Here is a 24,860-nt window from a genome sequence, read left to right on the forward strand (position 1 = left end):
GAGCATTCATGCCGATTCAGGTTCTACCGCCGCAGCTCGCGAACCAAATCGCCGCCGGTGAGGTGGTGGAACGCCCTGCGTCGGTGGTGAAGGAGCTGGTGGAAAACAGCCTCGATGCGGGCGCAACCCGCATCGATATTGATATCGAACGCGGTGGCGCGAAGCTTATCCGCATTCGCGACAACGGCTGTGGCATTAAAAAAGAGGAGCTGGCGCTGGCGCTGGCTCGTCACGCCACCAGTAAAATCGCCTCTCTGGACGATCTGGAAGCGATTATTAGCCTCGGTTTTCGCGGCGAAGCGCTGGCCAGTATTAGCTCCGTTTCGCGCTTAACGCTGACCTCCCGTACCACTGAACAGCAGGAAGCCTGGCAGGCTTACGCCGAAGGGCGCGATATGGATGTGACGGTCAAACCCGCGGCGCACCCTGTCGGCACGACGCTGGAAGTCCTGGATCTGTTCTACAACACCCCCGCCCGACGCAAGTTTATGCGTACCGAGAAGACCGAGTTCGGCCATATCGACGAGATCATTCGCCGTATTGCGCTCGCCCGATTCGATGTCGCCATCAACCTCAGCCATAACGGTAAGGTGATGCGCCAGTACCGCGCGGTGGCGGAAGGTGGACAGAAAGAGCGTCGCCTGGGCGCTATCTGCGGGACGCCGTTTCTGGAACAGGCTCTGGCCATTGAGTGGCAGCACGGCGATCTGGCTTTACGCGGCTGGGTTGCCGATCCAAACGCGAGCAGTGCTGCGTTCTCTGAAATTCAGTATTGCTACGTGAACGGGCGCATGATGCGCGATCGTCTCATCAATCACGCGATTCGCCAGGCCTGCGAAGACAAACTCGGGGCCGATCAGCAGCCAGCTTTCGTCCTTTATCTGGAAATCGACCCCCATCAGGTGGATGTAAACGTTCATCCTGCCAAGCATGAGGTGCGTTTCCACCAGTCGCGTCTGGTTCACGACTTCATTTATCAGGGCGTGGCCGCCGTGTTGCAGCAGCAGGCAGCGCCAACGCTGCCGCTGGAGAACGACGCCCCTGCGCCGCGTCCGCTGCCTGAAAACCGTGTAGCGGCAGGGCGCAACCATTTTGCTGAGCCTGCCGTCGCGCGTGAACCGGAAGCTCCGCGCTTCTCCCAGGCCGGGAGCGCACCGCGTCCAACGGGCGCGAACTACCCGAATGCCCAGCCGGGCTATCAGAAGCAGCAGGGAGCGTTGTACCGCAAGCTGCTGGAAACGCCCGCCGTGGAGCGAAAAGAGCACATTCCGCCAGCTCAGCCTTCTCTGGACGGCCATAGCCAGAGTTTTGGCCGGGTGCTGACGATTATCGCGCCGGATATGGCGCTGCTTGAGCGTGACGGCAAACTGATGCTTCTGGCCCTGCCGGTCGCCGAACGCTGGCTCAAGCAGGTGCAGCTTACGCCAGGCGAAAATGCAGCCTGCGCGCAGCCGTTATTAATTCCGGTTCGCCTGAAAATATCCCCTGATGAAACGAGGGTATTGCAGCGCGCAGAGCCGCAGCTGGCGCAAATGGGTATTGAAACTGTGCTCGAACCACAACATGTGACAATTCGTGCAGTGCCTTTACCCTTACGCCAACAAAATTTACAAAACTTGATTCCTGAACTGATAGGCTACCTGGCGCAGCAAACGTCGTTTGATGCCGCCAACACCGCGCAGTGGATCGCCCGCCATCTGGCAAGCGAACACGCGCCGTGGAGTATGGCGCAGGCCATTAGCGTGCTGGCGGAGGTAGAACGCCTCTGTCCGCATCTGGTGAAAACGCCGCCGGGTGGGTTATTACAACCTGTTGATTTACAAACGGCGATGAACGCCCTGAAACATGATTGACGCAAGTAAGGCGAGCCTGCCTAAGGCAATTTTTTTAATGGGCCCAACGGCCTCCGGCAAAACGGCGCTAGCCATTGAGTTGCGTAAAGTTTTGCCTGTAGAGTTGATTAGCGTCGACTCCGCCCTCATCTACCGGGGGATGGACATCGGCACGGCGAAGCCTGACGCAGAAGAGTTGCGTGCGGCACCGCACCGTTTGCTCGATATTCTCGACCCGGCTCAGGCGTACTCCGCAGCGGATTTCCGCCGTGATGCCTTAGCCGAAATGGCCGAGATAACGGCGGCGGGACGTATACCGCTGTTGGTTGGCGGAACCATGCTCTATTTCAAGGCGTTGCTGGAGGGGTTGTCACCTTTGCCATCCGCGGATCCGGAAATAAGAGCGAAAATTGAGCAGCAGGCGGCAGAGCAGGGTTGGGACGTTTTGCATCAGCAACTGGCGGAGATTGACCCGGTTGCAGCAGCACGGATCCATCCAAATGATCCGCAAAGGCTTTCCCGGGCACTGGAAGTTTTTTTCATTTCGGGTAAAACTTTAACGGAACTGACGCAAACGTCAGGAGACGCTCTGCCGTATCAGGTGCATCAGTTCGCCATCGCCCCGGCGAGCCGTGAACTGCTCCATCAGCGAATTGAGCAGCGTTTTCATCAGATGTTAGCTTCAGATTTTGAAGCAGAAGTGCGGGCGCTATTTGCCCGTGGAGATTTGCATACGGACATGCCTTCCATTCGTTGTGTGGGATATCGCCAGATGTGGTCGTATCTTGAAGGTGAGATTTCATACGATGAAATGGTTTATAGAGGTGTTTGCGCCACGAGACAGTTAGCGAAGCGCCAGATCACCTGGTTGCGCGGTTGGGAGGGTGTTCACTGGTTAGACAGTGAAAAACCGCAACAGGCGTTAAACGAAGTGATTGAGGTTGTTGGTGATATCGCTCACTGAATGTGTACAATTGAGACGTATCGTGCGCAATTTTTCAGAATCGCAAGGTTCTAAGTACAAAACAAGCATATAAGGAAAAGATAGAATGGCTAAGGGGCAATCTTTACAAGATCCGTTCCTGAACGCATTGCGTCGGGAACGTGTTCCAGTTTCTATTTATTTGGTGAATGGTATTAAGCTGCAAGGTCAGATTGAGTCTTTCGATCAGTTTGTGATTCTGTTGAAAAACACGGTCAGTCAGATGGTCTACAAGCACGCTATTTCTACTGTTGTTCCGTCCCGTCCGGTATCTCATCACAGCAATAACGCTGGCGGCGGCACTGGTAGTAACTACCATCATGGCAGCAGCGCGCAGGGTTCTTCAACGCCGGCGCAGGACAGCGACGAGACCGAATAAGGTTTCGCACTGTTATCCACACGGGGAGCCAGGGATCCTGCGTTCCCCGCTGATCTTTTTAGAGAGGTTTACGCTTGTTTGACCGTTATGATGCCGGTGAGCAGGCGGTGCTGGTACACATCTATTTTTCGCAAGACAAAGATATGGAAGACCTCCAGGAGTTTGAATCTCTGGTCTCTTCCGCCGGTGTCGAAGCAATGCAGGTGATTACCGGTAGCCGTAAAGCGCCGCACCCAAAGTATTTTGTTGGTGAAGGTAAAGCAGTCGAAATTGCGGATGCCGTAAAAGCAACCGGCGCGTCAGTCGTGTTGTTTGATCATGCGCTGTCTCCAGCCCAGGAGCGCAACCTGGAAGCCCTTTGCGAATGCCGTGTTATCGATCGCACGGGTTTGATTTTAGATATTTTTGCTCAGCGTGCACGTACCCACGAAGGGAAACTGCAGGTTGAGCTGGCGCAGCTGCGCCATCTGGCAACGCGTCTGGTGCGTGGCTGGACACACCTTGAAAGACAAAAAGGCGGGATTGGTTTGCGCGGCCCGGGTGAAACCCAGCTCGAAACCGACCGTCGTTTGCTGCGTGGCCGAATTACCCAGATCCTTTCACGTCTGGAACGTGTAGAGAAACAGCGTGAACAGGGGCGTCGGGCGCGAACCAAAGCCGACATCCCGACGGTGTCGCTGGTGGGCTATACCAACGCCGGTAAATCCACCCTGTTTAACCAGATAACCGAGGCCCAGGTGTATGCCGCAGACCAGCTGTTTGCGACCCTGGACCCTACGCTGCGCCGTATTGACGTCGCAGACGTCGGTGAAACGGTGCTGGCGGATACCGTAGGGTTTATCCGCCACCTGCCGCATGACCTGGTGGCGGCGTTTAAAGCCACCCTGCAGGAGACGCGACAGGCGACTCTGCTGCTGCACGTGATTGATGCGGCAGACGTGCGCGTGCAGGAGAACATCGACGCGGTGAACGTGGTGCTCGAAGAGATCGACGCCCACGAGATCCCCACGCTGTTGGTCATGAATAAGATCGATATGCTGGACGATTTCGAACCGCGTATCGACAGAGATGAAGAAAACAAACCGATTCGGGTCTGGCTTTCTGCCCAGACCGGTATTGGTGTGCCACTGCTTTTCCAGGCTTTGACAGAACGTCTTTCCGGTGAGGTAGCTCAGCACACGCTGCGACTGCCGCCACAGGAAGGCAGGCTGCGCAGCCGGTTTTATCAGCTTCAGGCGATAGAAAAAGAGTGGATGGAGGATGACGGCAGCGTGGGGATGCAGGTGCGTATGCCGATCGTTGACTGGCGTCGCCTCTGTAAACAAGAACCTGCGCTGGTCGACTATATCGTCTGATCAGAAAGGGGATGCCTGAATAATTCGCCCTTGCATAACAAATATGGAGCATATACATGGCGTGGAATCAGCCCGGTAATAACGGACAAGACCGCGACCCGTGGGGAAGCAGCAAACCTGGCGGCAACTCTGAGGGAAATGGCAACAAAGGTGGTCGCGAGCAGGGGCCGCCGGATCTGGATGATATCTTCCGCAAACTGAGCAAGAAGCTTGGTGGCCTTGGCGGAGGAAAAGGTTCTGGCTCGGGTGGCAATTCCACTCAGAGTTCGCGCCCGCCAATGGGTGGCCGCGTAGTGGGCATCGTGGCCGCTGCGGTAGTCATCATCTGGGCAGCCAGCGGGTTCTACACCATTAAAGAAGCAGAACGCGGCGTAGTCACCCGTTTCGGTAAGTTCAGCCATCTGGTTGAGCCGGGTCTGAACTGGAAGCCGACCTTCATTGACGATGTGACCGCGGTAAACGTGGAATCCGTCCGTGAACTGGCCGCCTCTGGCGTGATGCTGACCTCTGACGAAAACGTGGTGCGCGTTGAGATGAACGTGCAGTACCGCGTGACCGATCCTGAGCGTTATCTGTTTAGCGTGACCAGCGCTGATGACAGCCTGCGTCAGGCGACCGACAGCGCCCTGCGTGGCGTGATCGGTAAATACACCATGGACCGTATTCTGACCGAAGGTCGTACCGTTATTCGTAGCGATACCCAGCGCGAGCTGGAAGAGACCATTCGTCCGTACAACATGGGTATTACCCTGCTGGACGTCAACTTCCAGGCTGCGCGTCCGCCAGAAGAGGTGAAAGCCGCATTTGACGATGCGATTGCTGCCCGTGAAAACGAACAGCAGTACATCCGTGAAGCAGAAGCGTACACCAACGAAGTTCAGCCACGCGCTAACGGTCAGGCGCAGCGTATTCTGGAAGAAGCGCGCGCGTATAAGACGCAGACCATCCTGGAAGCTCAGGGTGAAGTGGCTCGCTTTGCGAAGATCCTGCCGGAATATAAAGCGGCACCGGAAATTACCCGTGAGCGTCTCTATATCGAGACCATGGAAAAAGTGCTGAGCCATACCCGCAAAGTGTTGGTTAACGACAATAAAGGCGGGAACCTGATGGTTCTGCCGCTGGATCAGATGCTGAAAGGCGGTTCTGCGCCAGCAGCGAAAGGCGACACCAGCGGAGCGAATAACCTGCTGCGTCTGCCGCCAGCCTCAACAGGCAGCGCCAGCACGAACACAACGCCTTCTTCGAACGATGGTGACATTATGGACCAACGCCGTGCTAACGCGCAGCGTAACGACTACCAGCGTCAGGGGGAATAAGGATGCGTAAGTCAGTTATTGCGATCATCGTCATCGTACTGGTCGCGCTTTATACCTCGATCTTTGTGGTGAAAGAAGGCGAGCGTGGGATTAAGTTCCAGTTCAGCAGCGTCGTGCGTGACGGCGACAAACGCCCGGTGATTTACGAGCCGGGTCTGCACTTCAAGGTGCCGTTTATTCAGTCCGTGAAAACGCTTGATGCGCGTATCCAGACCATGGATAACCAGGCCGACCGTTTCGTGACCAAAGAGAAGAAAGACCTGATCGTTGATTCCTATATCAAATGGCGCATCAGCGATTTCAGCCGTTACTTCCTGGCAACGGGCGGTGGTGACGTTTCTCAGGCAGAAGTGCTGCTGAAACGTAAGTTCTCTGACCGCCTGCGTTCCGAGATTGGTCGTCTGGATGTGAAAGACATCGTGACCGACTCCCGTGGTCGTTTGACCCTGGAAGTTCGCGATGCGCTGAACTCCGGTACAGCGGGCACTGAAGATGAAGTTTCAACGCCGGCAGCAGATGATGCGATTGCCAAAGCGGCTGAACGCGTTCAGGCGGAGACCAACGGTAAAGTGCCGGTGATCAACCCGAACAGTATGGCTGCGCTGGGTATCGAAGTGGTTGACGTGCGTATCAAGCAGATCAACCTGCCAGTAGAAGTGTCCGAGGCGATTTACAACCGTATGCGCGCCGAGCGTGAAGCGGTAGCCCGTCGTCACCGTTCACAGGGCCAGGAAGAGGCTGAGAAGCTGCGTGCTGCAGCGGACTACGAAGTCACCAAGACGCTGGCGGAATCTGAGCGCCAGGGCCGTATCCTGCGCGGTGAAGGCGATGCCGAAGCGGCGAAGCTGTTCGCGGATGCCTTCAGCCAGGATCCTGACTTCTACGCCTTTATCCGTAGCCTGCGCGCTTACGAGAATAGCTTCCAGAGCAACCAGGATGTGATGGTGCTCAGCCCGGACAGCGATTTCTTCCGTTATATGAAGACGCCGACTAACGCAACGCGATAAACTCAGGCCCGTTTGAGTATTCAAACCACCGCTCCCAACGGAGCGGTGGTTTTCTTTTATAAGGAATAAAAATGAATTCAACGATCTGGCTCGCACTGGCTTTGGTCCTTGTGCTGGAAGGTCTTGGACCGATGCTTTATCCGCGCGCCTGGCGCCGAATGATCGCCACGATGAGTCAGCTGCCGGATAATATTTTGCGTCGTTTTGGCGGCGGTCTTGTGGTTGCGGGCATCGTGATCTACTACATGTTGAGGAAAACGATTGGCTGATCAAAAAGTAGGCGCAATCGGCGTATTTTGAGGTCAAAAAGTGCTGTATATCTGAAAAAGCGATGGTAGAATCCATTTTTAAGCAAACGGTGATTTTGAAAAAAATGGGTAACAACGTCGTCGTACTGGGCACCCAATGGGGTGACGAAGGTAAAGGGAAGATTGTTGATCTTCTGACTGAACGGGCTAAATATGTTGTACGCTACCAGGGCGGTCACAACGCAGGCCATACTCTCGTAATCAACGGTGAAAAAACCGTCCTCCATCTTATTCCATCAGGCATTCTTCGTGATAACGTCACCAGCATCATCGGTAACGGCGTTGTGCTGTCTCCTGCTGCTCTGATGAAAGAGATGAAAGGTCTGGAAGACCGTGGTATCCCTGTTCGTGAGCGTCTGCTGCTCTCCGAAGCCTGCCCGCTGATCCTGGATTATCACGTGGCGCTGGACGTAGCGCGTGAGAAAGCGCGCGGCGCGAAAGCGATCGGCACCACCGGTCGTGGTATCGGTCCGGCTTACGAAGATAAAGTTGCACGTCGCGGTCTGCGCGTGGGCGACCTCTTCGACAAAGCAACCTTCGCTGAAAAACTGAAAGAAGTGATGGAATATCACAACTTCCAGCTGGTGAACTTCTACAAAGCTGACGCTGTTGACTACCAGAAAGTGCTGGATGACGTCATGGCGATCGCTGACATTCTGACCGGTATGGTTGTTGATGTGTCCGATCTGCTGGACCAGGCGCGCAAGCGTGGCGATTTCGTCATGTTCGAAGGTGCGCAGGGTACGCTGCTGGACATCGACCACGGTACCTATCCGTACGTAACGTCCTCTAACACCACAGCAGGTGGCGTGGCGACCGGCTCTGGCCTGGGTCCACGCTATGTGGATTACGTACTGGGCATCATCAAAGCGTACTCCACTCGCGTGGGTGCGGGTCCATTCCCGACCGAGCTGTTTGATGAAACCGGCGAGTTCCTCTGCAAGCAGGGTAACGAGTTTGGCGCGACCACCGGTCGTCGTCGTCGTACCGGCTGGCTGGATGCGGTTGCAGTGCGTCGCGCAGTGCAGATCAACTCCCTGTCTGGCTTCTGCCTGACCAAGCTGGACGTACTGGACGGCCTGAAAGAAGTGAAAATCTGCGTAGGCTACCGTATGCCAGATGGCCGCGAAGTGACCACCACTCCGCTGGCTGCTGACGACTGGGAAGGCATTGAGCCAATCTACGAAACCATGCCGGGCTGGTCTGAGACCACTTTCGGTGTGAAAGAGCGTAGTGGCCTGCCGCAGGCGGCGCTGGATTACATCAAGCGCATTGAAGAACTGACCGAAGTGCCGATCGATATTATTTCTACCGGCCCGGATCGTACTGAAACGATGATCCTGCGCGACCCGTTCGACGCATAATCTTCGTGAATGCTGGCCTGCGGGGTGACCCGTAGGCCGGATAAGCGTAGCGCCATCCGGCGACCGCTCCTGGATCTCCGCTTTTTCGCCCCGTCTGTCAAATAAATTAGCCGCTAACTATCTGGCTGGTTTATCATCATTAATGAATATCTCTGCGGTTTGACCGCGTTTTCCCTTTTTCCTGAGGTTGATGTGCAGTTAACAAGTTTCACCGATTACGGCTTACGTGCGCTGATTTACATGGCGTCGTTACCCGAGGGGAAGATGACCAGTATCTCTGAAGTGACAGAGGTCTACGGCGTATCCCGTAATCATATGGTCAAAATAATCAATCAACTTAGTCGTGCCGGATACGTTGCTGCCGTCCGCGGGAAGAATGGTGGGATCCGTCTCGGTAAACCGGCACAGAGTATTCGTGTTGGCGATGTGGTACGTGAACTGGAGCCGCTGTCTCTGGTGAACTGCAGCAGCGAGTTCTGCCACATCACGCCCGCTTGCCGCCTGAAAAAGGCGCTTTCAAAGGCCGTGCAAAGTTTTCTTATGGAACTGGATAACTACACGCTGGCCGATTTGGTTGAAGAGAATCAACCGCTTTATAAATTATTGCTGGTGGAATGAAGAAAATTTCCACCGGAGCTGACAACGGAGGAACCGACATGTCACATGATCCTTTCCAGGAACGCGAAGCCGAAAAATACGCGAATCCTATTCCCAGCCGCGAGTTCATCATTGAACACTTAACAAAACGCGAAAAACCCGCCAATCGTGAAGAACTTGCCGTTGAATTAAACATTGAAGGTGAAGAGCAAATTGAAGCCCTTCGCCGCCGCCTGCGCGCGATGGAGCGTGACGGGCAGCTGGTCTTTACCCGCCGCCAGTGCTACGCGCTGCCAGAACGCCTCGATCTGCTGAAAGGGACCGTCATTGGTCACCGCGATGGCTTCGGCTTCCTGCGCGTGGAAGGCCGTAAAGACGATCTGTACCTCTCATCTGAACAGATGAAAATGTGCATCCACGGCGACCAGATCCTGGCGCAGCCGCTGGGCGCTGACCGTAAAGGCCGCCGCGAAGCGCGCGTCGTGCGCGTTCTGGTGCCAAAAACCAGCCAGATCGTCGGCCGCTACTTTACTGACGCGGGCGTAGGCTTCGTGGTGCCGGACGACAGCCGTCTGAGCTTCGACATTCTGATCCCACCTGAAGAGGTGATGGGCGCCCGCATGGGCTTTGTGGTGGTGGTTGAACTCACCCAGCGCCCAACCCGTCGCACCAAAGCGGTAGGTAAAATCGTCGAAGTGCTTGGCGACAACATGGGTACCACGATGGCCGTTGATATGGCATTGCGTACCCATGAAATTCCGTACATCTGGCCGAAAGCGGTTGAAGAGCAGATCGAAAGCCTGCGCGAAGAAGTGCCGGAAGAATCCAAAGTGGGCCGCTTGGATCTGCGCTCCCTGCCGCTGGTCACTATCGACGGTGAAGACGCCCGCGACTTTGATGACGCCGTATACTGTGAGAAAAAACGCGGTGGTGGCTGGCGTCTGTGGGTTGCTATCGCTGACGTAAGCTATTACGTCCGTCCGCACACCCCGCTGGATAACGAAGCCCGCAGCCGCGGTACGTCGGTCTACTTCCCGTCCCAGGTCGTGCCGATGCTGCCGGAAGTGCTGTCTAACGGCCTGTGCTCCCTGAACCCGCAGGTTGACCGTCTCTGTATGGTTTGCGAGATGACCATCTCCACCAAAGGGCGCTTAACCGGCTATAAGTTCTACGAAGCGGTGATGAGCTCGCATGCGCGTCTGACCTATACCAAGGTCTGGCATATGCTGCAGGGCGACCAGGATCTGCGCGAACAATACGCGCCGCTGGTCAAACACATCGAAGAGCTGCATAACCTCTACAAAACGCTGGATCAGGCGCGCGAAGAGCGCGGAGGGATCTCGTTTGAGAGCGAAGAAGCGAAATTCATCTTCAACGCCGAACGCCGCATTGAGCGTATCGAGCAGACCCAGCGTAACGACGCGCACAAGCTGATCGAAGAGTGTATGATCCTGGCGAACATCTCGGCGGCACGATTCGTCGAGAAAGCCAAAGAGCCTGCGCTTTTCCGTATTCACGATAAGCCGACCACGGAAGCCATTACGTCGTTCCGCTCCGTGCTGGCTGAACTGGGTCTGGAACTGCCCGGGGGCAACAAGCCAGAGCCGCGCGATTACGCTGAGCTGCTGGAGTCTATTGGCGACCGTCCTGACGCAGAAATGCTGCAGACGATGCTGTTACGCTCTATGAAGCAGGCGATTTACGATCCGGAAAACCGCGGACACTTCGGCCTGGCGCTGCAGTCTTACGCCCACTTTACGTCGCCGATCCGTCGTTATCCTGACCTCTCTCTGCACCGTGCGATCAAGTATCTGCTGGCGCAGGAGCAGGGCCATAAAGGGAACACCACCGAAACCGGTGGCTACCACTATTCGATGGAAGAGATGCTGCAGCTGGGTCAGCACTGCTCCATGGCCGAACGTCGTGCCGATGAAGCAACACGCGACGTGGCGGACTGGCTGAAGTGTGACTTTATGCTCGATCAGGTCGGTAACGTCTTTAAAGGCGTGATTGCCAGCGTGACCGGCTTTGGTTTCTTCGTTCGTCTGGACGAACTGTTCATCGACGGTCTGGTGCACGTCTCCAGCCTGGATAACGACTACTACCGCTTTGACCAGGTCGGCCAGCGCCTGATTGGCGAATCTGGCGGCCAGACCTATCGTCTGGGCGACCGTGTGGAAGTGAAGGTCGAAGCCGTGAATATGGACGACCGTAAGATCGACTTCAGCCTGATCTCCAGCGAGCGCGCGCCGCGTAACGTCGGTAAAACCGAGCGTGAAAGGGCGAAAAAAACCGGTAACGGTAAACCGGGCGGCGGTAAACGTCGTCAGGCGGGCAAGAAGGTAAACTTCGAGCCGGACAGCGCGTTCCGCGGCGAGAAGAAACAGAAGCCGAAGGCGGCAAAGAAAGAAGCCCGTTCAGCGAAAAAACCTTCCGCGAAAACGCAGAAAATCGCTGCCGCCACTAAAGCGAAGCGCGCGGCCAAGAAAAAGCAGGCGGAGTAAATTCTCCCCTCAACCTGACCCTCTCCCCAGCGGGGGGAGGGGAAATACTTATTACGAGAACCATCAATGAGTGAAATGATTTACGGCATCCACGCGGTGCAGGCCCTTCTCGAGCGCGCACCGGAGCGTTTTCAGGAAGTGTTTATTCTGAAAGGGCGTGAAGATAAGCGTCTGATGCCGCTGATCCACGCCCTGGAAGCGCAGGGCGTGGTGATCCAGCTGGCGAATCGCCAGTTCCTGGATGAGAAAAGCGAAGGCGCGGTCCACCAGGGGATCATTGCCCGCGTGAAGCCGGGTCGTCAGTATCAGGAAAACGATCTGCCGGATCTGATTGCCGAGCTGGATAACCCGTTCTTCCTGATCCTCGACGGCGTTACCGATCCGCACAACCTCGGCGCGTGCCTGCGCAGCGCCGATGCGGCGGGCGTGCATGCGGTGATCGTGCCGAAAGATCGCTCCGCGCAGCTGAACGCGACGGCGAAGAAGGTGGCCTGCGGCGCGGCGGAAAACGTTCCGCTGATCCGCGTGACTAACCTGGCGCGCACTATGCGTCTGCTGCAGGAAGAGAATATCTGGATCGTCGGTACCGCCGGTGAAGCGGATCATACTCTGTACCAGAGCAAAATGACCGGCCGTCTGGCGCTGGTGATGGGTGCGGAAGGCGAAGGCATGCGTCGTCTCACCCGCGAGCACTGCGACGAGCTGATCAGCATACCGATGGCGGGCAGCGTGTCGTCCCTGAACGTTTCCGTTGCGACGGGCATCTGCCTGTTTGAAGCGGTGCGTCAGCGCGGAGAATAAACAGCAAGGCCGTCCACAGGACGGCCTTTTGTGTTTTCTCCCTCTCCCTGTGGGAGAGGGGCTGGGTGAGGGCTCCAGACGGTGACAACCTCACTCCTCCAGTGACCGCAAATGGTCGTCCTTCCTCAGCGTCATCAGCGCGAAAATACTCACTACCGCCGTCGCCATCACGTAATACGCCGGAATATCCAGGTTGCCCGTCTGCTTAATCAGCCCGGTAATGATTAACCCTGCGCATCCCGAGAAGATCGCGTTCGACAACGAGTAGGCCAGCCCCAGCCCCGTATAGCGCCCGCGCGTTGGGAACATCTCAGACAGCATCGCCGGGCCCGGACCCGCCAGCATGCCCACCAGACCGCCCGCAATCAGTACCACACCAGCCTTCACCGCCAGCGTGCTCGACTCCGCCTGAAGAATTTTCAGCAGCGGCAGGGCGAGGATCAGCAGCAGCGCGGCGGCGAGAATCATCACCGTGCGGCGCCCTATCCGGTCGCTCAGGATCCCCGACGGAATGATGATCAGCGCAAAACCAATATTTGAAATCACCGCTATCAACAGCGCCTGGTTGAACCCGGTGTGCAGCGCCGACTGAAGATAGGTCGGCATAATCACCAGGTAGGTATACCCCGCCGCAGACCAGACCATGACGCGCCCAATCCCCATCACGATGGCCCGGAGCGTGGCGACAGTATCCGCCTGAGCGACAGCCGGTTTATCCTGCTGCTGCACAAAGCTCGGTGTCTCTTCCATACTGACGCGAAGCCACAGCGCCACAACGCCCATGGGCAGCGCCAGGAAGAACGGAATGCGCCAGCCCCAGTCGTGCAGGGCCTCTGGCGTGAGAAGGGTGGAGAGCAGCGCCACGATGCCTGCGCCCGCCAGCAGCCCCAGCGCCACGGTAAAGGACTGCCACGCGCCATAGAGCCCACGCTTGCCGCGCGGGGCGAACTCCGTCATCAGCGAGACCGCGCCGCCGTACTCGCCGCCCGCGAACAGCCCCTGCAGGATGCGCAGCAGCGTAATAATCAGCGGCGCGGCAATCCCGATGCTGGCGTAGACCGGCACAACGCCGATGGCGGCGGTAGCGAGCGTCATCAGCACCAGCACGATAATTAGCGTCGGCTTACGGCCAATCCGGTCGCCGATGCGGCCAAACACCACCGCACCCAGCGGGCGGAAGAAGAAGGCGATGGCAAACGAGGCGTAGGTGAGGATCAGGCTGGTCAGCCCCGCCTCTCCTTCAAGCTGGAAGAAGTTTTTCGCAATGACGGTCGCCAGAAAACCGTAGACCGCAAACTCATACCACTCGATAAAGTTACCAATGGAGCCTGCAATTAATGCTCGCTTGTGCGCGTCCGGTTGCATAACGATCCTCACTTAAGGTTGTAAGAATAAATTATTCAACAAAAGCGGAGTCATGAAATAGTTTATTCTTATGTTCTGTGAGCTATTTCACGAATGATATCAGCGGGATCGTGAACGTGTGACTCCCCTCCCATGCAGCGTGCGCGCGGTCTGTCCATACTTATCGTCATTGCCACTGAAGGAGGGAGACAGCATGCACTGGCAGACCCATACCGTTTTCAATCAACCTGCACCGCTTTCCAACAGCAACCTTTTCCTCTCGGACTGCGCCCTGCGCGATGCGGTCGCGCGTGAAGGGGCCGAGTGGGATATTGAGCTGCTCGCCAGCATCGGACAGCAGTTAGGCACCGCGGAGTCGCTGGAGCTGGGCCGGCTGGCAAACGTTAATCCTCCGGAGTTACTACGCTATGACGCCACCGGGGAGCGGCTGGACGACGTGCGTTTTCATCCGGCATGGCACTTGCTGATGCAGGGGCTTTGCGCCAACCGCGTGCATAACCTGGCGTGGGAAGAGGAGGCGCGTAAAGGGGCGTTTGTCGCTCGGGCCGCACGCTTTGTGCTTCATGCTCAGGTGGAGGCGGGCACGCTTTGCCCGGTCACCATGACGTTCGCCGCCACGCCGCTGCTGCTGCAGGCGCTCCCCAAAGCATTTCACGACTGGCTGACGCCGCTGCTCAGCGATCGCTACGATCCGCACCTTGCCCCTGGCGCGCAAAAGCGCGGCCTGCTGATTGGCATGGGGATGACGGAAAAGCAGGGCGGCTCGGATGTGCTTAGCAACACCACCAAAGCGGAAAAATGCAGCGACGGCAGTTACCGGCTGGTGGGGCATAAATGGTTTTTCTCCGTCCCGCAAAGCGATGCGCATCTGGTGCTGGCCCAGGCGAAGGGCGGGCTATCCTGCTTTTTTGTGCCGCGCTTTTTGCCTGACGGACAGCGCAACGCCGTCCGGCTGGAGCGCCTCAAGGACAAGCTAGGGAACCGCTCCAACGCCAGCAGCGAGGCGGAGTTTCTTGATGCCTCCGGCTGGCTGCTGGGGGAAGAGGGCGAAGGGGTACGGCAGATCCTCAAAATGGGCGGTCTGACGCGATTTGACTGCGCGCTGGGCAGCCACGGACTGATGCGTCGGGCGCTCTCGGTGGCGCTGTACCATGCCCACCAGCGTCAGACCTTCGGCAAAAACCTCATCGATCAGCCGTTAATGCGGGAAGCATTAAGCCGGATGGCGCTGGTGCTGGAGGGGCAAACGGCGCTGCTGTTCCGCCTGGCCCGGGCGTGGGACAAGCGTGCCGATCCGCAAGAGGCCGCCTGGGCGCGGCTGTTTACCCCGGCCGCGAAATTTAGCGTCTGTAAAGCAGGCATCCCGTTTGTGGCTGAGGCGATGGAAGTGCTGGGTGGGAATGGATATTGCGAAGAGAGCGAACTTCCCCGCCTTTACCGCGAGATGCCGGTGAACAGCATCTGGGAAGGGTCAGGAAATATTATGTGCCTGGACGTTCTGCGCGTGCTGGCGAAGCAGCCGGGTATTCACGACCTGCTTGCCGACGAGTTTGCGCAGGTGAAAGGGCAGGACAGACACTTCGACCGCAGCTGGCGACAGCTTCAGCAAAAACTGCGTAAACCGCAGGAGGCGCAGGGGCGGGAGATCGCGCAGCAGCTTTTCTTGCTGGGTGCCGGAAGCCAGATGCTGCGGCACGCATCGCCCCCGGTGGCGCAGGCGTGGTGCCGCATGATGCTGGACACCCGTGGCGGCACGCTGATGAGCGAGCAGGTACAAAGCGACCTGCTGCTGCGTGCGACGGGCAGAGTTGGCTAGCCTTTTAGCTGGAACAGGCTCACCAGCTGAGTCAGGTGTGAACCCTTCTCGCGCAGCGTTTGAGCGGTTTGCTCGCTGCGTGAGATGCGGTCGGCATTGATATGCGACGCTTCGCCAATATGGGTCATGGCGAGGTTCACCTGGCCGATCCCGGCGGACTGCTCGCGTGAGGCATGGTTAATCTCCGTGACCAGCTGGCTGATGTTATCGATATGAATGATGATGTCATCCATCGCCAGGCGCGTCCGTTCAGACAGCGCATGACCCTCACTCACTTTTCTGAGCGTATCGCCAATCAGCTGCTCAATCTCCTTCACCGCGTTAGCGCTGCGTCCCGCCAGCGCGCGAACTTCCTGCGCGACTACCGCAAACCCTTTTCCGTGCTCGCCTGCGCGGGCCGCTTCCACTGCCGCGTTCAGCGCCAGAATATTGGTCTGGAAAGCGATGGATTCGATCACGCGCGTGATGTCTTCGATGCGTTTTGACGCTTCGCGAATGTCGTCCATGGTCGACACCGCGTGGGTGACCGTCTCACCGCCCTGATGGACCGCGAGCGAGGTTTCACCCACCAGCTGCTGCGTTTGCTCCATGTTGGCGGCATTTTGCTGCACGGTGGCGGCCAGCTGCTCCATGCTGGCGGACGTCTCCTCCACGCTGCTGGCCTGCTTGTTGATCTGCTCTGAAATCTCGCCAGTGTCGGCGGCCAGCGCGTTGGTGCCCAAATGGATCTCGCCTGCAGCCTCACGGACCTGCAGGACAATTTTTTGCAGGCCGCCGCCGATGCCGTTGATGGCATCGATCAGCTGGCCGACTTCGTCCTGACGCGTCACGGGCAGGGTGGAACGGAGATCCCCTGCGGCATATTGACGGGCAAGATGGATCACGTTGCGCAGCGGTCGGGTCAGCACGCGGCGAATAATGACCACGAACAGGCCAGCAAAAAGGATGGACAAGACTACGCCGGCCAGCAGGAAGCGATCGCGCATGGCGGTAACGCTTGAGAGCAGCACCGATTTATCCACTTCGCCCACGATAGTCCAGTTCCAGCCCGGCAGCGGGGTATAGGCCATTTTCAGCGTCCGGCCGTCGTCGCTTGTACGCTCCAGCGTGCCGGGTTTGTCACTCAGAAGCTGTTGCTGCGTCGCGCCGTCCCATTTCGGCAGTTTTCCCTCTTCGCTGGCGTGGAACAGGTATTGCCCACGCGTTTTGCCGTTGCTGCGATCCAGCACGAAGAAGCGACCGCTCTCGCCCAGGCGGCGGTTGAGGATTTTCTCGCGCATGACGTTCCAGGAGTGGGTGATGTCCACCCCGACAAAGACGATCGCAATGACCTGCCCTTCGGCGTTTTTAACGGGCTGGTACTGGGTGATGTAGCGTTTGCCGAAAAGCAGCGCCAGGCCGCGGTAGACTTCACCTTTGTTGACGGCAGCAAAGGCCGGGCTGGCGTTATCCAGAACGGTACCCATTGCCCGATCGCCATTCTCTTTGCGCAGGGAAGTGGCTACGCGCACAAAGTCGTTACCGCTGCGTACAAACAGCGTCGAAATGGCTCCCGTACGGTTCAGGAACTCGTCCGAAAGGATGTTATTTTCATGCAGCCCGGTGTCTCCGCCTTTCAGAAGCGGAACGCTAAGTCCGTTAATCGTCTGGTGTTGGGAATTATCAATGTTCAGGGGCTGCGGTAAAAAGGTGGTAAACAGACGGGTATAGCTCTCAACCTCTTCACTCAGGCTGGTATTAAACATCTGCACCATGTCGACCATGCCGGTGGACTGATTATGCAGATCTTCGACCGCAAGGGCTTCAAGCTGCTGGCTGGCTTTTTGGCTGAGCAGAAAAGTGAATAGCAGAAACAGCGTGGCGACACTGACGCCAGTTAGCAGCGAGAGTTTCGACCCCAGGCCCGCACGGCGGAAAAAGTTGATCATAAATTGCTCATCATTGAAAAGTTATGGTTCTTCAACGGCAGAGCGGGGATTACGTTTACTGTTTTAATGTAACAAAATGTTATTTAATTGTTCTTTATTGGTTTTATATAAGATAAAAAATTTGCAAAAACGAAAAGCCACTAAAAATAAGTGGCTTTTATCAGGAAGGAGATTACACGTAGAGAATGGCCTGTACCCGCCAGCGATCGATATGGTTATCTTCCTGCATCTGGATGATGCGATACCATGAAGCACCCTGCTCATCGGCCTTTAATGCCACGACACGTTCAACGTCTTGCGGGCTCCCCGAGATATTATTCACGGAGATCTGGCCAATTTCATTCAGGCCAGTCACACAATCAGCACTGGCGAATTCTGCTGACTGCGCGGTGGTGCTCAGCAGGCCTGCTGAGAGCAACAGTGAGGTCAAAGCAAGAGTTCGTTTCATCGTCAGCTCCATTTCACATATATCCGGTATCCGCCGGGCAATCCTTCGCTAATAAACTCCCTTCCATTAACGCGGGCTTGGAGTTTATTGTGGACAGGAAAATGTCTATGGACGCAAAGCAGTGTAAATCTCGTTCAAAGGAAAACCATTATTTACGGTACAAAATGGCCTGTGAATACCACTGTCCCGTTATGATGGTTTCGTCAATCATAATGATGACGTAATAATCTGCTTTGGCAGCGACGGCCTGTGCTTTTATTGCCGATTCTGCGTCATCCGGAGAACCGCGAACCAGCGCGGAGATGGTGCCCATTCGTTGTAATCCTTCCGTCTGATTACGACGAATCTCCTGTGGATGATCGGCGACCGGTGGAGCGGGTTGCGGTGTTCCCTGCAGCGCGCTACAGCCACTCAGCAGAAACACCAGCAATAAAGCAGCAAACCTGCGCATAACCATATCTCGTTTCCTGATAGCCATAGTGTAGTTGGCTGTGAATTTAGTTTTGGGGGAATGTTCCCGAAGTGTTATCTGGGACGTATATTTCGAATGAAAATGACGCGAAAGCGTAACCCAGTTCTCAACATTATGAATCATAGATTCGCACAGGGTCGACAATGATTGAAATTGAAATACGCCACCTCGGCGACCATGAAATTTTACACGCGATGCCGGCGGGTAAACGTGATAAACCGCTGCCTGTTGTCGTTTTTTATCACGGGTTTACCTCATCGAAGCTGGTTTATAGTTATTTTGCGGTAGCGCTTGCGCAGGCGGGTTTTCGCGTGGTGATGCCAGATGCACCCGACCACGGCGCACGCTTTACGGGTAATGAACAGGCGCGGCTGGGTCAGTTCTGGCAGATTCTGCACGGGAGTCTGACCGAGTTTGCCGGGCTGCGCGATGCGCTTTATGGGGCAGGGCTGGTGGCCGACAATCGTCTGGCGGTAGCCGGGGCATCGATGGGCGGTATGACGGCGCTGGGGATTATGACGCATCATCCTGAAGTGAAGTCTGTCGCCTGTCTGATGGGCTCGGGCTACTTTACTTCGCTGGCGAAGACCCTTTTCCCCCCTCAGGATTTAACGGAAATGACCGCGACGCTGGCAGAGTGGGAAGTGACCCGGGCATTGCCGCGCGTGGCCGATCGCCCGCTGCTGCTGTGGCACGGTGACGCGGATGATGTGGTCCCGCCCGAGGGAACCTTCCGTCTGCAGCAGGCGTTAATGAATGAAGGGCTGGACGGTAATCTGACCTGCCTGTGGGAACCGGGCGTCCGCCACCGCATCACGTCAACGGCGCTGGACGCTACGGTGGCGTTTTTCCGCCAGCACCTGTAAACGCGCAGGACTTTGATGTCCTTATCTTCCCGCTTGTGGAGGATCTTTGAGGGGCTATTTGACCGGTGGTATTCCGGAGCCATTCACAAAAAAAGCCCCCGGGCAGGGGGCAACGTCAACTATGGCTATGTTCTCGTTGTTGGCTTTCCTGGTGCTAGCGTTAAAGCGTTATCGGTAAATATCTGCACTGGCGTGCATGTTGCCGTTGCTGCCGGGCTCACGGGTTAACATCACGTGATAATAGGTTGCGCCCTGCGCATCGGTTTCTTCGTTTAATGCCTGATCTGCTTCACTTTCCGTGGCGAAATTATGATTGATGTAAATTACGCCCAAGCTTTGCACATCATCCATGTTTCTGGCCTGTCGGCTGTCTATCTTGATGGCTGCCATCGCGTTTGCACTGAGCAAAAGCGCCGCCATTATGGCTAATGCGATTTTTTTCATGATATGCGCTCCACGACTACGTGCTGCGAGAGGGGGGATGCTCCTTCTTTAATTCAGGCGATCTCTGATTAAAGTGTAATCACTCATCCGGCGGGGATGCGTGACCATTTCTGATGCAGTTGTTCAAAAAAACAACGCTTCCGGGTGTGACCAATTTTAAATCACCCACTTAGACCCGCTTCGCGCTTTGTGCGAATTATTTGTGCAATCAGCTTGAGTTTCCAGGGGCGCGCAAGTATTATGACGCGTCAATTTTTCAGCCGACCTTTAACACGTTCCTTGCCTCCCCGGGCCTCGGCTGACCCAGACAGGAGGCTGAATAATCCGTAAGGAGCAATTCGATGCGTCATTACGAAATCGTTTTTATGGTCCATCCTGACCAGAGCGAACAGGTTCCGGGTATGATCGAGCGTTACTCTGCTGCCATCACTGGTGCAGAAGGTACGATCCACCGTCTGGAAGACTGGGGCCGCCGTCAGCTGGCTTACCCGATCAACAAACTGCACAAAGCACACTACGTTCTGATGAACGTTGAAGCGCCGCAGGAAGTGATCGATGAGCTGGAAACTACCTTCCGCTTCAACGATGCCGTTATCCGCAGCATGGTTATGCGTACCAAAAACGCAGTTACCGAAGCATCTCCGATGGTTAAAGCGAAAGACGAGCGCCGTGAGCGTCGCGATGATTTCGCAAACGAAACCGCAGATGATTCTGATGCTGGGGATTCTGAAGAGTAATTTCTGATGACCAACCGTCTGGCGTTGTCCGGCATCGTATGCAGGGCTCCCCTTCGAAAGGTCAGTCCATCAGGAATTCCGCATTGCCAGTTCGTGCTTGAGCATCGTTCTGTGCAAGAGGAAGCCGGGTTTCACCGGCAGGCGTGGTGCCAAATGCCCGTTATTATTAGCGGACACGAAAACCAGGCCATTACTCACAGTTTAACGGTCGGTAGCGCAGTAATCGTTCAGGGGTTCATCTCTTGCCACAAGGCAAAGAACGGCCTGAGCAAAATGGTTCTGCATGCCGAGCAGATTGATTTGATAGATTCTGGAGACTAGCCATATGGCACGTTATTTCCGTCGTCGCAAGTTCTGCCGTTTCACCGCGGAAGGCGTTCAAGAGATCGACTATAAAGATATCGCAACGCTGAAAAACTACATCACCGAAAGCGGTAAGATTGTCCCAAGCCGTATCACCGGTACTCGTGCAAAATACCAGCGTCAGCTGGCTCGCGCTATCAAACGCGCTCGCTACCTGTCCCTGCTGCCGTATACTGATCGTCATCAGTAATCAGGCACGGTCCATTAATACGACTTTAAGAGGATAAGGTAATGCAAGTTATTCTGCTTGATAAAGTAGCAAACCTGGGCAGCCTGGGTGATCAGGTTAACGTTAAAGCGGGTTACGCACGTAACTTCCTGGTTCCACAGGGTAAAGCTGTTCCAGCTACCAAGAAAAACGTAGAGTTTTTCGAAGCACGTCGCGCTGAACTGGAAGCCAAACTGGCTGACGTTCTGGCGGCTGCTAACGCTCGCGCTGAAGCAATCAACGCACTGGGCACCGTTACCATCGCGTCTAAATCAGGCGACGAAGGTAAACTGTTCGGTTCCATCGGTACCCGCGACATCGCTGATGCAGTTTCTGCAGCAGGCGTTAAAGTGGCTAAGAGCGAAGTTCGTCTGCCGAACGGCGTTCTGCGTACCACTGGTGAGCACGAAGTTGACTTCCAGGTTCACAGCGAAGTGTTCGCTAAACTGGTTGTTAACGTTGTAGCTGAGTAATTTTTTACTCTGCTCACGTTGAAACGCCGGCCTTGTGCCGGCGTTTTGCTTTTTACAGATCCGGGTCTTAACGCGCCCTGATAAAACTGCCGTCTGGCTGGCGGGTAAACAGCACCTGTTGTCCACTTCCCGTATCAATCGTTAACCCTGTCACCACCCCGCTGGCATTCTGGCGAACCTGTACCATCTGTCCATTCTGCAGGTTACTGAGCGGCTTACCCGCACCTTCCACCTTCGCCATGGCATACACGTCGGTTGGCGGCAGGTTGTGGTCGCGGAACAGCTGTGCCAGCGTTTTGCCCGGCTCTACGCGATAGGAACGCCACTGTTGCTCAATGCCGGTAGGCTGTTGCGTCTGAGGCTGAGACGGGGCGGCGGCTTGATCCTGCGGCTGTTCATCCTGAATGGGCTCTGGCTCAACCGGCGCGACCTGACCCGGATCGTTAGACGGGGTCACAAGCTGCGTCTGCATCGGCTGTGCGTCAGGCTGTGGCCGCGTCTGCGACTGAATATCCAGCTGAGCATTGCGGGCGACGGGTGCGGTATCGACATCATCGCCCCCGGAAGGAAGCAGGAAGCCCACGATCACCATCAGCGCGCCAATGATGATCCCTCTGCGATGCAGAGGAGGCAGCGGGTCCATGATGCGAAAATTGTCCGGCGCCTGCCAGATTTTCGCCAGGGTAGGTTTCAGTTCAAATCGCCCGGGCATGGCACTCCTCCTGCTCCGCGTATTTTTTATCCTGTGCCCCGAAGTATAGTTTGCTAACTGCCTGAACGGCGTAGTAAACCCGACATCCGTGACATCAGTTCGGGATTAATCCTGGTTATCTCTATTGTTTCTGTTTCGTCGCGGTTTGTCACCTTAACTTCAGACAAAGTTTTACCCATAAGGGCATGGCTGATATGCTGCCCGCTACTTTAAATGTGATGGAAGGAAAACCCATGACCACCCCGACTTTTGACACTATCGAAGCGCAGGCAAGTTACGGTATCGGCTTGCAGGTAGGACAGCAGCTGAGCGAATCCGGCCTGGAAGGTCTGTTACCAGAAGCGCTGGTGGCGGGTATCGCTGACGCGCTGGAAGGCAAACAGCCTGCCGTTCCGGTAGACGTTGTGCACCGTGCGCTGCGTGAAATCCACGAACGTGCTGACGCCGTGCGTCGCGCGCGCTTCGAAGAGATGGCAGCCGAAGGTGTGAAATATCTGGAAGAGAACCGCGAGCGTGAAGGCGTGAACAGCACCGAGTCTGGTCTGCAGTTCCGCGTGATCAATCAGGGCGACGGCGCAATCCCGGCGCGTACCGACCACGTTCGCGTGCATTACACCGGTAAACTGATCGACGGTACCGTGTTCGACAGCTCCGTGGCGCGCGGCGAACCGGCTGAATTCCCGGTCAACGGCGTGATCGCAGGCTGGATCGAAGCTCTGACCCTGATGCCGGTCGGTTCCAAATGGGAACTGACTATCCCGCATAACCTGGCCTACGGCGAGCGCGGCGCTGGCGCGTCCATCCCGCCATTCAGCACCCTGGTCTTTGAAGTCGAGCTGCTGGAAATTCTGTAATCGACTTTTCTTATTTCCTCTCCCCGGTTGGGGAGAGGAAAATAGTGTAAAAACCTATAGTTACGGTGCTATCAACATTTTATCTTGCAAACGAAACTGTTGCGTGTATTTTTGTGAGCTGTTTCGCGCTGTATGAGTGATATGACACTCACTTTCAACATATTATTAACATAATATCTAAATCATAGTATTCATCCCGCCGATTCTTACCTAATATCGATTAGCCCTTACAAGGGAACGTCATCTTTTGACGTATTTAAAGGCCAGAAGAGCCTTAACAACACAGACAGGCATAAACAGGAAAATATCACATGGTAGATCAGGTCAAAGTCGTCGCCGACGAAGAGGCGTCGTCTGAACAGTCGCTACGGCGCAATCTCACTAACCGTCATATTCAGCTCATTGCGATTGGGGGTGCCATCGGTACCGGGCTGTTTATGGGATCAGGCAAAACCATCAGTCTCGCCGGGCCGTCGATCATATTCGTTTATATGATCATCGGTTTTATGCTGTTCTTCGTGATGCGTGCAATGGGTGAACTGCTGCTCTCGAACCTCGAATACAAATCCTTTAGCGACTTCGCTTCTGACCTGCTCGGGCCGTGGGCGGGCTATTTCACCGGCTGGACCTACTGGTTCTGCTGGGTCGTCACCGGTATGGCGGACGTCGTGGCGATTACCGCCTACGCGCAGTTCTGGTTCCCGGGGCTGTCGGACTGGGTCGCCTCGCTGGCGGTCATTGTTCTGCTGCTGAGCCTGAACCTCGCCACCGTTAAAATGTTCGGTGAGATGGAGTTCTGGTTCGCGATGATCAAAATCGTGGCGATTGTCGGGCTTATCGTCGTGGGTCTGGTGATGGTGCTCACCCACTTCCAGTCGCCAACGGGCGTTCAGGCGTCGTTTACCCATCTGTGGAATGACGGCGGCTGGTTCCCGAAAGGCATTAGCGGCTTCTTTGCCGGCTTCCAGATCGCGGTTTTTGCTTTCGTGGGCATTGAGCTGGTGGGCACGACGGCAGCGGAGACCAAAGATCCCGAGAAGTCTCTCCCGCGCGCGATTAACTCTATTCCGCTGCGTATCATCATGTTCTACGTCTTCGCGCTGATCGTCATTATGTCCGTGACGCCGTGGAGCTCCGTGGTGCCAACCAAGAGCCCGTTCGTTGAGCTGTTCGTGCTGGTAGGCCTGCCTGCTGCCGCGAGCCTGATTAACTTCGTGGTGCTGACCTCTGCTGCCTCGTCTGCCAACAGCGGCGTATTCTCCACCAGCCGTATGCTGTTTGGTCTGGCGCAGGAAGGCGTGGCGCCGAGCGCGTTCGCCAAGCTGTCGAAGCGCGCGGTACCGGCAAAAGGGTTGACCTTCTCCTGCATGTGCCTGCTGGGCGGCGTGGTGATGCTCTACGTGAACCCAAGCGTGATTGGCGCGTTCACCATGATCACCACGGTCTCAGCGATCCTGTTTATGTTCGTCTGGACCATCATCCTCTGTTCATACCTGGTGTACCGCAAGCAGCGCCCGCACCTGCATGAAAAATCGATCTACAAGATGCCGCTGGGCAAGCTGATGTGCTGGGTGTGCATGGCTTTCTTCGTCTTCGTGCTGGTTCTGCTGACGCTGGAAGATGATACCCGTCAGGCACTCATCGTCACGCCGCTGTGGTTTATCGCGCTGGGGCTGGGCTGGGTGTTTATCGGTAAGAAACGTATGGCAGGCGTAAGGTAAAAGCAAAA

The 24,860-nt window shown here is 56.1% G+C and carries 25 protein-coding genes; 19 read left to right on the forward strand and 6 right to left on the reverse strand.

Going from position 1 to position 24,860, the window contains the following annotated elements; genetic code table 11:
• Positions 1-8 precede the first annotated feature (8 nt).
• The 11 genes from mutL (at position 9) to rlmB (ending at position 12,445) form a co-directional block, all read left to right on the forward strand.
• The gene (gene mutL, locus NWV12_RS01980) at positions 9-1,853 is read left to right on the forward strand and encodes a DNA mismatch repair endonuclease MutL (RefSeq protein WP_048979086.1); all 1,845 of its coding nucleotides are present in this window, start codon (positions 9-11) and stop codon (positions 1,851-1,853) included.
• Positions 1,846-2,796 carry a tRNA (adenosine(37)-N6)-dimethylallyltransferase MiaA gene (miaA, locus tag NWV12_RS01985; RefSeq protein ID WP_023310135.1) on the forward strand — a complete coding sequence of 317 codons (951 nt, stop codon included), beginning with the start codon at positions 1,846-1,848 and terminating at the stop codon, positions 2,794-2,796. The genes mutL and miaA overlap by 8 nt, the downstream gene beginning before the upstream one ends.
• Before the next feature lie 85 nt (positions 2,797-2,881).
• Entirely contained in the window at positions 2,882-3,193 is a 312-nt protein-coding gene (gene hfq, locus NWV12_RS01990) for an RNA chaperone Hfq (RefSeq protein ID WP_023334248.1), read from the forward strand.
• Between the two features lie 74 nt (positions 3,194-3,267).
• A complete protein-coding gene (hflX, locus tag NWV12_RS01995; RefSeq protein WP_023310136.1) occupies positions 3,268-4,548 on the forward strand; it encodes a ribosome rescue GTPase HflX in 1,281 nt (426 codons plus the stop codon).
• 56 nt (positions 4,549-4,604) lie between these two features.
• Positions 4,605-5,864 carry an FtsH protease activity modulator HflK gene (gene hflK, locus NWV12_RS02000; RefSeq protein ID WP_045402256.1) on the forward strand — a complete coding sequence of 420 codons (1,260 nt, stop codon included), beginning with the start codon at positions 4,605-4,607 and terminating at the stop codon, positions 5,862-5,864.
• Positions 5,865-5,866: 2 nt separating this feature from the next.
• The gene (hflC, locus tag NWV12_RS02005) at positions 5,867-6,871 is read left to right on the forward strand and encodes a protease modulator HflC (protein WP_023334250.1); all 1,005 of its coding nucleotides are present in this window, start codon (positions 5,867-5,869) and stop codon (positions 6,869-6,871) included.
• A 71-nt stretch (positions 6,872-6,942) separates the two neighbouring features.
• On the forward strand, positions 6,943-7,140 hold the full coding sequence (locus NWV12_RS02010) for a DUF2065 domain-containing protein (protein WP_003855996.1): 198 nt from the start codon (positions 6,943-6,945) through the stop codon (positions 7,138-7,140).
• A gap of 104 nt (positions 7,141-7,244) precedes the next feature.
• Complete coding sequence (locus tag NWV12_RS02015) at positions 7,245-8,543, forward strand: adenylosuccinate synthase (RefSeq protein WP_024907332.1); 1,299 nt, start codon at positions 7,245-7,247, stop codon at positions 8,541-8,543.
• A 192-nt stretch (positions 8,544-8,735) separates the two neighbouring features.
• Positions 8,736-9,161, forward strand: coding sequence for a nitric oxide-sensing transcriptional repressor NsrR (gene nsrR, locus NWV12_RS02020; protein ID WP_023334253.1), 426 nt, complete (start codon positions 8,736-8,738; stop codon positions 9,159-9,161).
• Positions 9,162-9,199: 38 nt separating this feature from the next.
• A complete protein-coding gene (gene rnr / locus NWV12_RS02025; protein ID WP_048979087.1) occupies positions 9,200-11,644 on the forward strand; it encodes a ribonuclease R in 2,445 nt (814 codons plus the stop codon).
• A 66-nt stretch (positions 11,645-11,710) separates the two neighbouring features.
• On the forward strand, positions 11,711-12,445 hold the full coding sequence (rlmB, locus tag NWV12_RS02030; RefSeq protein ID WP_010427468.1) for a 23S rRNA (guanosine(2251)-2'-O)-methyltransferase RlmB: 735 nt from the start codon (positions 11,711-11,713) through the stop codon (positions 12,443-12,445).
• A 90-nt stretch (positions 12,446-12,535) separates the two neighbouring features.
• On the opposite strand, the gene NWV12_RS02035 is transcribed toward rlmB, so the two are convergent.
• Positions 12,536-13,810 (reverse strand): MFS transporter, encoded by a 1,275-nt coding sequence (locus NWV12_RS02035; RefSeq protein WP_101744425.1) that lies wholly within the window; start codon positions 13,808-13,810, stop codon positions 12,536-12,538.
• Between the two features lie 193 nt (positions 13,811-14,003).
• Between NWV12_RS02035 and NWV12_RS02040 the strand changes: the two genes are divergently transcribed.
• Positions 14,004-15,626 (forward strand): isovaleryl-CoA dehydrogenase, encoded by a 1,623-nt coding sequence (locus NWV12_RS02040; protein ID WP_101744426.1) that lies wholly within the window; start codon positions 14,004-14,006, stop codon positions 15,624-15,626.
• Here the strand turns inward: NWV12_RS02040 and NWV12_RS02045 are convergent.
• The 3 genes from NWV12_RS02045 to bsmA all read right to left on the reverse strand — a co-directional run bounded on the left by NWV12_RS02045 (position 15,623) and on the right by bsmA (position 18,480).
• Complete coding sequence (locus NWV12_RS02045) at positions 15,623-17,554, reverse strand: methyl-accepting chemotaxis protein (RefSeq protein WP_048979090.1); 1,932 nt, start codon at positions 17,552-17,554, stop codon at positions 15,623-15,625. The two genes, NWV12_RS02040 and NWV12_RS02045, sit on opposite strands and share 4 nt — an antisense overlap.
• Before the next feature lie 172 nt (positions 17,555-17,726).
• A complete protein-coding gene (gene yjfN, locus NWV12_RS02050) occupies positions 17,727-18,014 on the reverse strand; it encodes a DUF1471 family protease activator YjfN (RefSeq protein ID WP_032665074.1) in 288 nt (95 codons plus the stop codon).
• A 136-nt stretch (positions 18,015-18,150) separates the two neighbouring features.
• Positions 18,151-18,480 (reverse strand): biofilm peroxide resistance protein BsmA, encoded by a 330-nt coding sequence (gene bsmA, locus NWV12_RS02055; RefSeq protein WP_029740376.1) that lies wholly within the window; start codon positions 18,478-18,480, stop codon positions 18,151-18,153.
• Between the two features lie 137 nt (positions 18,481-18,617).
• On the opposite strand from bsmA, the gene yjfP reads away from it, so the two are divergent.
• Positions 18,618-19,340 (forward strand): esterase, encoded by a 723-nt coding sequence (gene yjfP, locus NWV12_RS02060; protein ID WP_048979091.1) that lies wholly within the window; start codon positions 18,618-18,620, stop codon positions 19,338-19,340.
• A 168-nt stretch (positions 19,341-19,508) separates the two neighbouring features.
• On the opposite strand, the gene yjfY is transcribed toward yjfP, so the two are convergent.
• A complete protein-coding gene (gene yjfY / locus NWV12_RS02065; protein WP_010427445.1) occupies positions 19,509-19,784 on the reverse strand; it encodes a DUF1471 family protein YjfY in 276 nt (91 codons plus the stop codon).
• A gap of 341 nt (positions 19,785-20,125) precedes the next feature.
• On the opposite strand from yjfY, the gene rpsF reads away from it, so the two are divergent.
• From rpsF to rplI, 4 genes are read left to right on the forward strand one after another with little or no spacing between them, the layout of a single operon-like run.
• A complete protein-coding gene (gene rpsF, locus NWV12_RS02070) occupies positions 20,126-20,521 on the forward strand; it encodes a 30S ribosomal protein S6 (RefSeq protein ID WP_014068637.1) in 396 nt (131 codons plus the stop codon).
• Between the two features lie 6 nt (positions 20,522-20,527).
• The gene (gene priB / locus NWV12_RS02075; protein ID WP_008502895.1) at positions 20,528-20,842 is read left to right on the forward strand and encodes a primosomal replication protein N; all 315 of its coding nucleotides are present in this window, start codon (positions 20,528-20,530) and stop codon (positions 20,840-20,842) included.
• Between the two features lie 4 nt (positions 20,843-20,846).
• Positions 20,847-21,074, forward strand: coding sequence for a 30S ribosomal protein S18 (gene rpsR, locus NWV12_RS02080; protein WP_000135199.1), 228 nt, complete (start codon positions 20,847-20,849; stop codon positions 21,072-21,074).
• Positions 21,075-21,115: 41 nt separating this feature from the next.
• Complete coding sequence (gene rplI, locus NWV12_RS02085) at positions 21,116-21,565, forward strand: 50S ribosomal protein L9 (protein ID WP_023310148.1); 450 nt, start codon at positions 21,116-21,118, stop codon at positions 21,563-21,565.
• Between the two features lie 67 nt (positions 21,566-21,632).
• On the opposite strand, the gene NWV12_RS02090 is transcribed toward rplI, so the two are convergent.
• Positions 21,633-22,277 (reverse strand): OapA family protein, encoded by a 645-nt coding sequence (locus NWV12_RS02090; protein ID WP_048979092.1) that lies wholly within the window; start codon positions 22,275-22,277, stop codon positions 21,633-21,635.
• Positions 22,278-22,510: 233 nt separating this feature from the next.
• Between NWV12_RS02090 and fklB the strand changes: the two genes are divergently transcribed.
• Positions 22,511-23,131 (forward strand): FKBP-type peptidyl-prolyl cis-trans isomerase, encoded by a 621-nt coding sequence (gene fklB / locus NWV12_RS02095; RefSeq protein WP_008502892.1) that lies wholly within the window; start codon positions 22,511-22,513, stop codon positions 23,129-23,131.
• Between the two features lie 311 nt (positions 23,132-23,442).
• The gene (cycA, locus tag NWV12_RS02100) at positions 23,443-24,852 is read left to right on the forward strand and encodes a D-serine/D-alanine/glycine transporter (RefSeq protein ID WP_048977313.1); all 1,410 of its coding nucleotides are present in this window, start codon (positions 23,443-23,445) and stop codon (positions 24,850-24,852) included.
• Positions 24,853-24,860 lie beyond the last annotated feature (8 nt).

Source organism: Enterobacter sp. Crenshaw (genome assembly GCF_024734705.1).
GTDB classification, from domain to species: Bacteria; Pseudomonadota; Gammaproteobacteria; order Enterobacterales; family Enterobacteriaceae; genus Enterobacter; species Enterobacter asburiae_B.

Excerpts from the sequence above, each read along its gene's own strand:
- mutL (WP_048979086.1), top strand. The coding sequence starts at position 9 with ATGCCGATTCAGGTTCTACCGCCGCAGCTCGCGAACCAAATCGCCGCC.
- miaA (WP_023310135.1), top strand. The coding sequence starts at position 1,846 with ATGATTGACGCAAGTAAGGCGAGCCTGCCTAAGGCAATTTTTTTAATG.
- hfq (WP_023334248.1), top strand. The coding sequence starts at position 2,882 with ATGGCTAAGGGGCAATCTTTACAAGATCCGTTCCTGAACGCATTGCGT.
- hflK (WP_045402256.1), top strand. The coding sequence starts at position 4,605 with ATGGCGTGGAATCAGCCCGGTAATAACGGACAAGACCGCGACCCGTGG.
- hflC (WP_023334250.1), top strand. The coding sequence starts at position 5,867 with ATGCGTAAGTCAGTTATTGCGATCATCGTCATCGTACTGGTCGCGCTT.
- NWV12_RS02010 (WP_003855996.1), top strand. The coding sequence starts at position 6,943 with ATGAATTCAACGATCTGGCTCGCACTGGCTTTGGTCCTTGTGCTGGAA.
- NWV12_RS02015 (WP_024907332.1), top strand. The coding sequence starts at position 7,245 with ATGGGTAACAACGTCGTCGTACTGGGCACCCAATGGGGTGACGAAGGT.
- rnr (WP_048979087.1), top strand. The coding sequence starts at position 9,200 with ATGTCACATGATCCTTTCCAGGAACGCGAAGCCGAAAAATACGCGAAT.
- rlmB (WP_010427468.1), top strand. The coding sequence starts at position 11,711 with ATGAGTGAAATGATTTACGGCATCCACGCGGTGCAGGCCCTTCTCGAG.
- NWV12_RS02035 (WP_101744425.1), bottom strand. The coding sequence starts at position 13,810 with ATGCAACCGGACGCGCACAAGCGAGCATTAATTGCAGGCTCCATTGGT.
- NWV12_RS02040 (WP_101744426.1), top strand. The coding sequence starts at position 14,004 with ATGCACTGGCAGACCCATACCGTTTTCAATCAACCTGCACCGCTTTCC.
- NWV12_RS02045 (WP_048979090.1), bottom strand. The coding sequence starts at position 17,554 with ATGATCAACTTTTTCCGCCGTGCGGGCCTGGGGTCGAAACTCTCGCTG.
- yjfN (WP_032665074.1), bottom strand. The coding sequence starts at position 18,014 with ATGGAGCTGACGATGAAACGAACTCTTGCTTTGACCTCACTGTTGCTC.
- bsmA (WP_029740376.1), bottom strand. The coding sequence starts at position 18,480 with ATGGCTATCAGGAAACGAGATATGGTTATGCGCAGGTTTGCTGCTTTA.
- yjfP (WP_048979091.1), top strand. The coding sequence starts at position 18,618 with ATGATTGAAATTGAAATACGCCACCTCGGCGACCATGAAATTTTACAC.
- yjfY (WP_010427445.1), bottom strand. The coding sequence starts at position 19,784 with ATGAAAAAAATCGCATTAGCCATAATGGCGGCGCTTTTGCTCAGTGCA.
- rpsF (WP_014068637.1), top strand. The coding sequence starts at position 20,126 with ATGCGTCATTACGAAATCGTTTTTATGGTCCATCCTGACCAGAGCGAA.
- priB (WP_008502895.1), top strand. The coding sequence starts at position 20,528 with ATGACCAACCGTCTGGCGTTGTCCGGCATCGTATGCAGGGCTCCCCTT.
- rpsR (WP_000135199.1), top strand. The coding sequence starts at position 20,847 with ATGGCACGTTATTTCCGTCGTCGCAAGTTCTGCCGTTTCACCGCGGAA.
- rplI (WP_023310148.1), top strand. The coding sequence starts at position 21,116 with ATGCAAGTTATTCTGCTTGATAAAGTAGCAAACCTGGGCAGCCTGGGT.
- NWV12_RS02090 (WP_048979092.1), bottom strand. The coding sequence starts at position 22,277 with ATGCCCGGGCGATTTGAACTGAAACCTACCCTGGCGAAAATCTGGCAG.
- fklB (WP_008502892.1), top strand. The coding sequence starts at position 22,511 with ATGACCACCCCGACTTTTGACACTATCGAAGCGCAGGCAAGTTACGGT.
- cycA (WP_048977313.1), top strand. The coding sequence starts at position 23,443 with ATGGTAGATCAGGTCAAAGTCGTCGCCGACGAAGAGGCGTCGTCTGAA.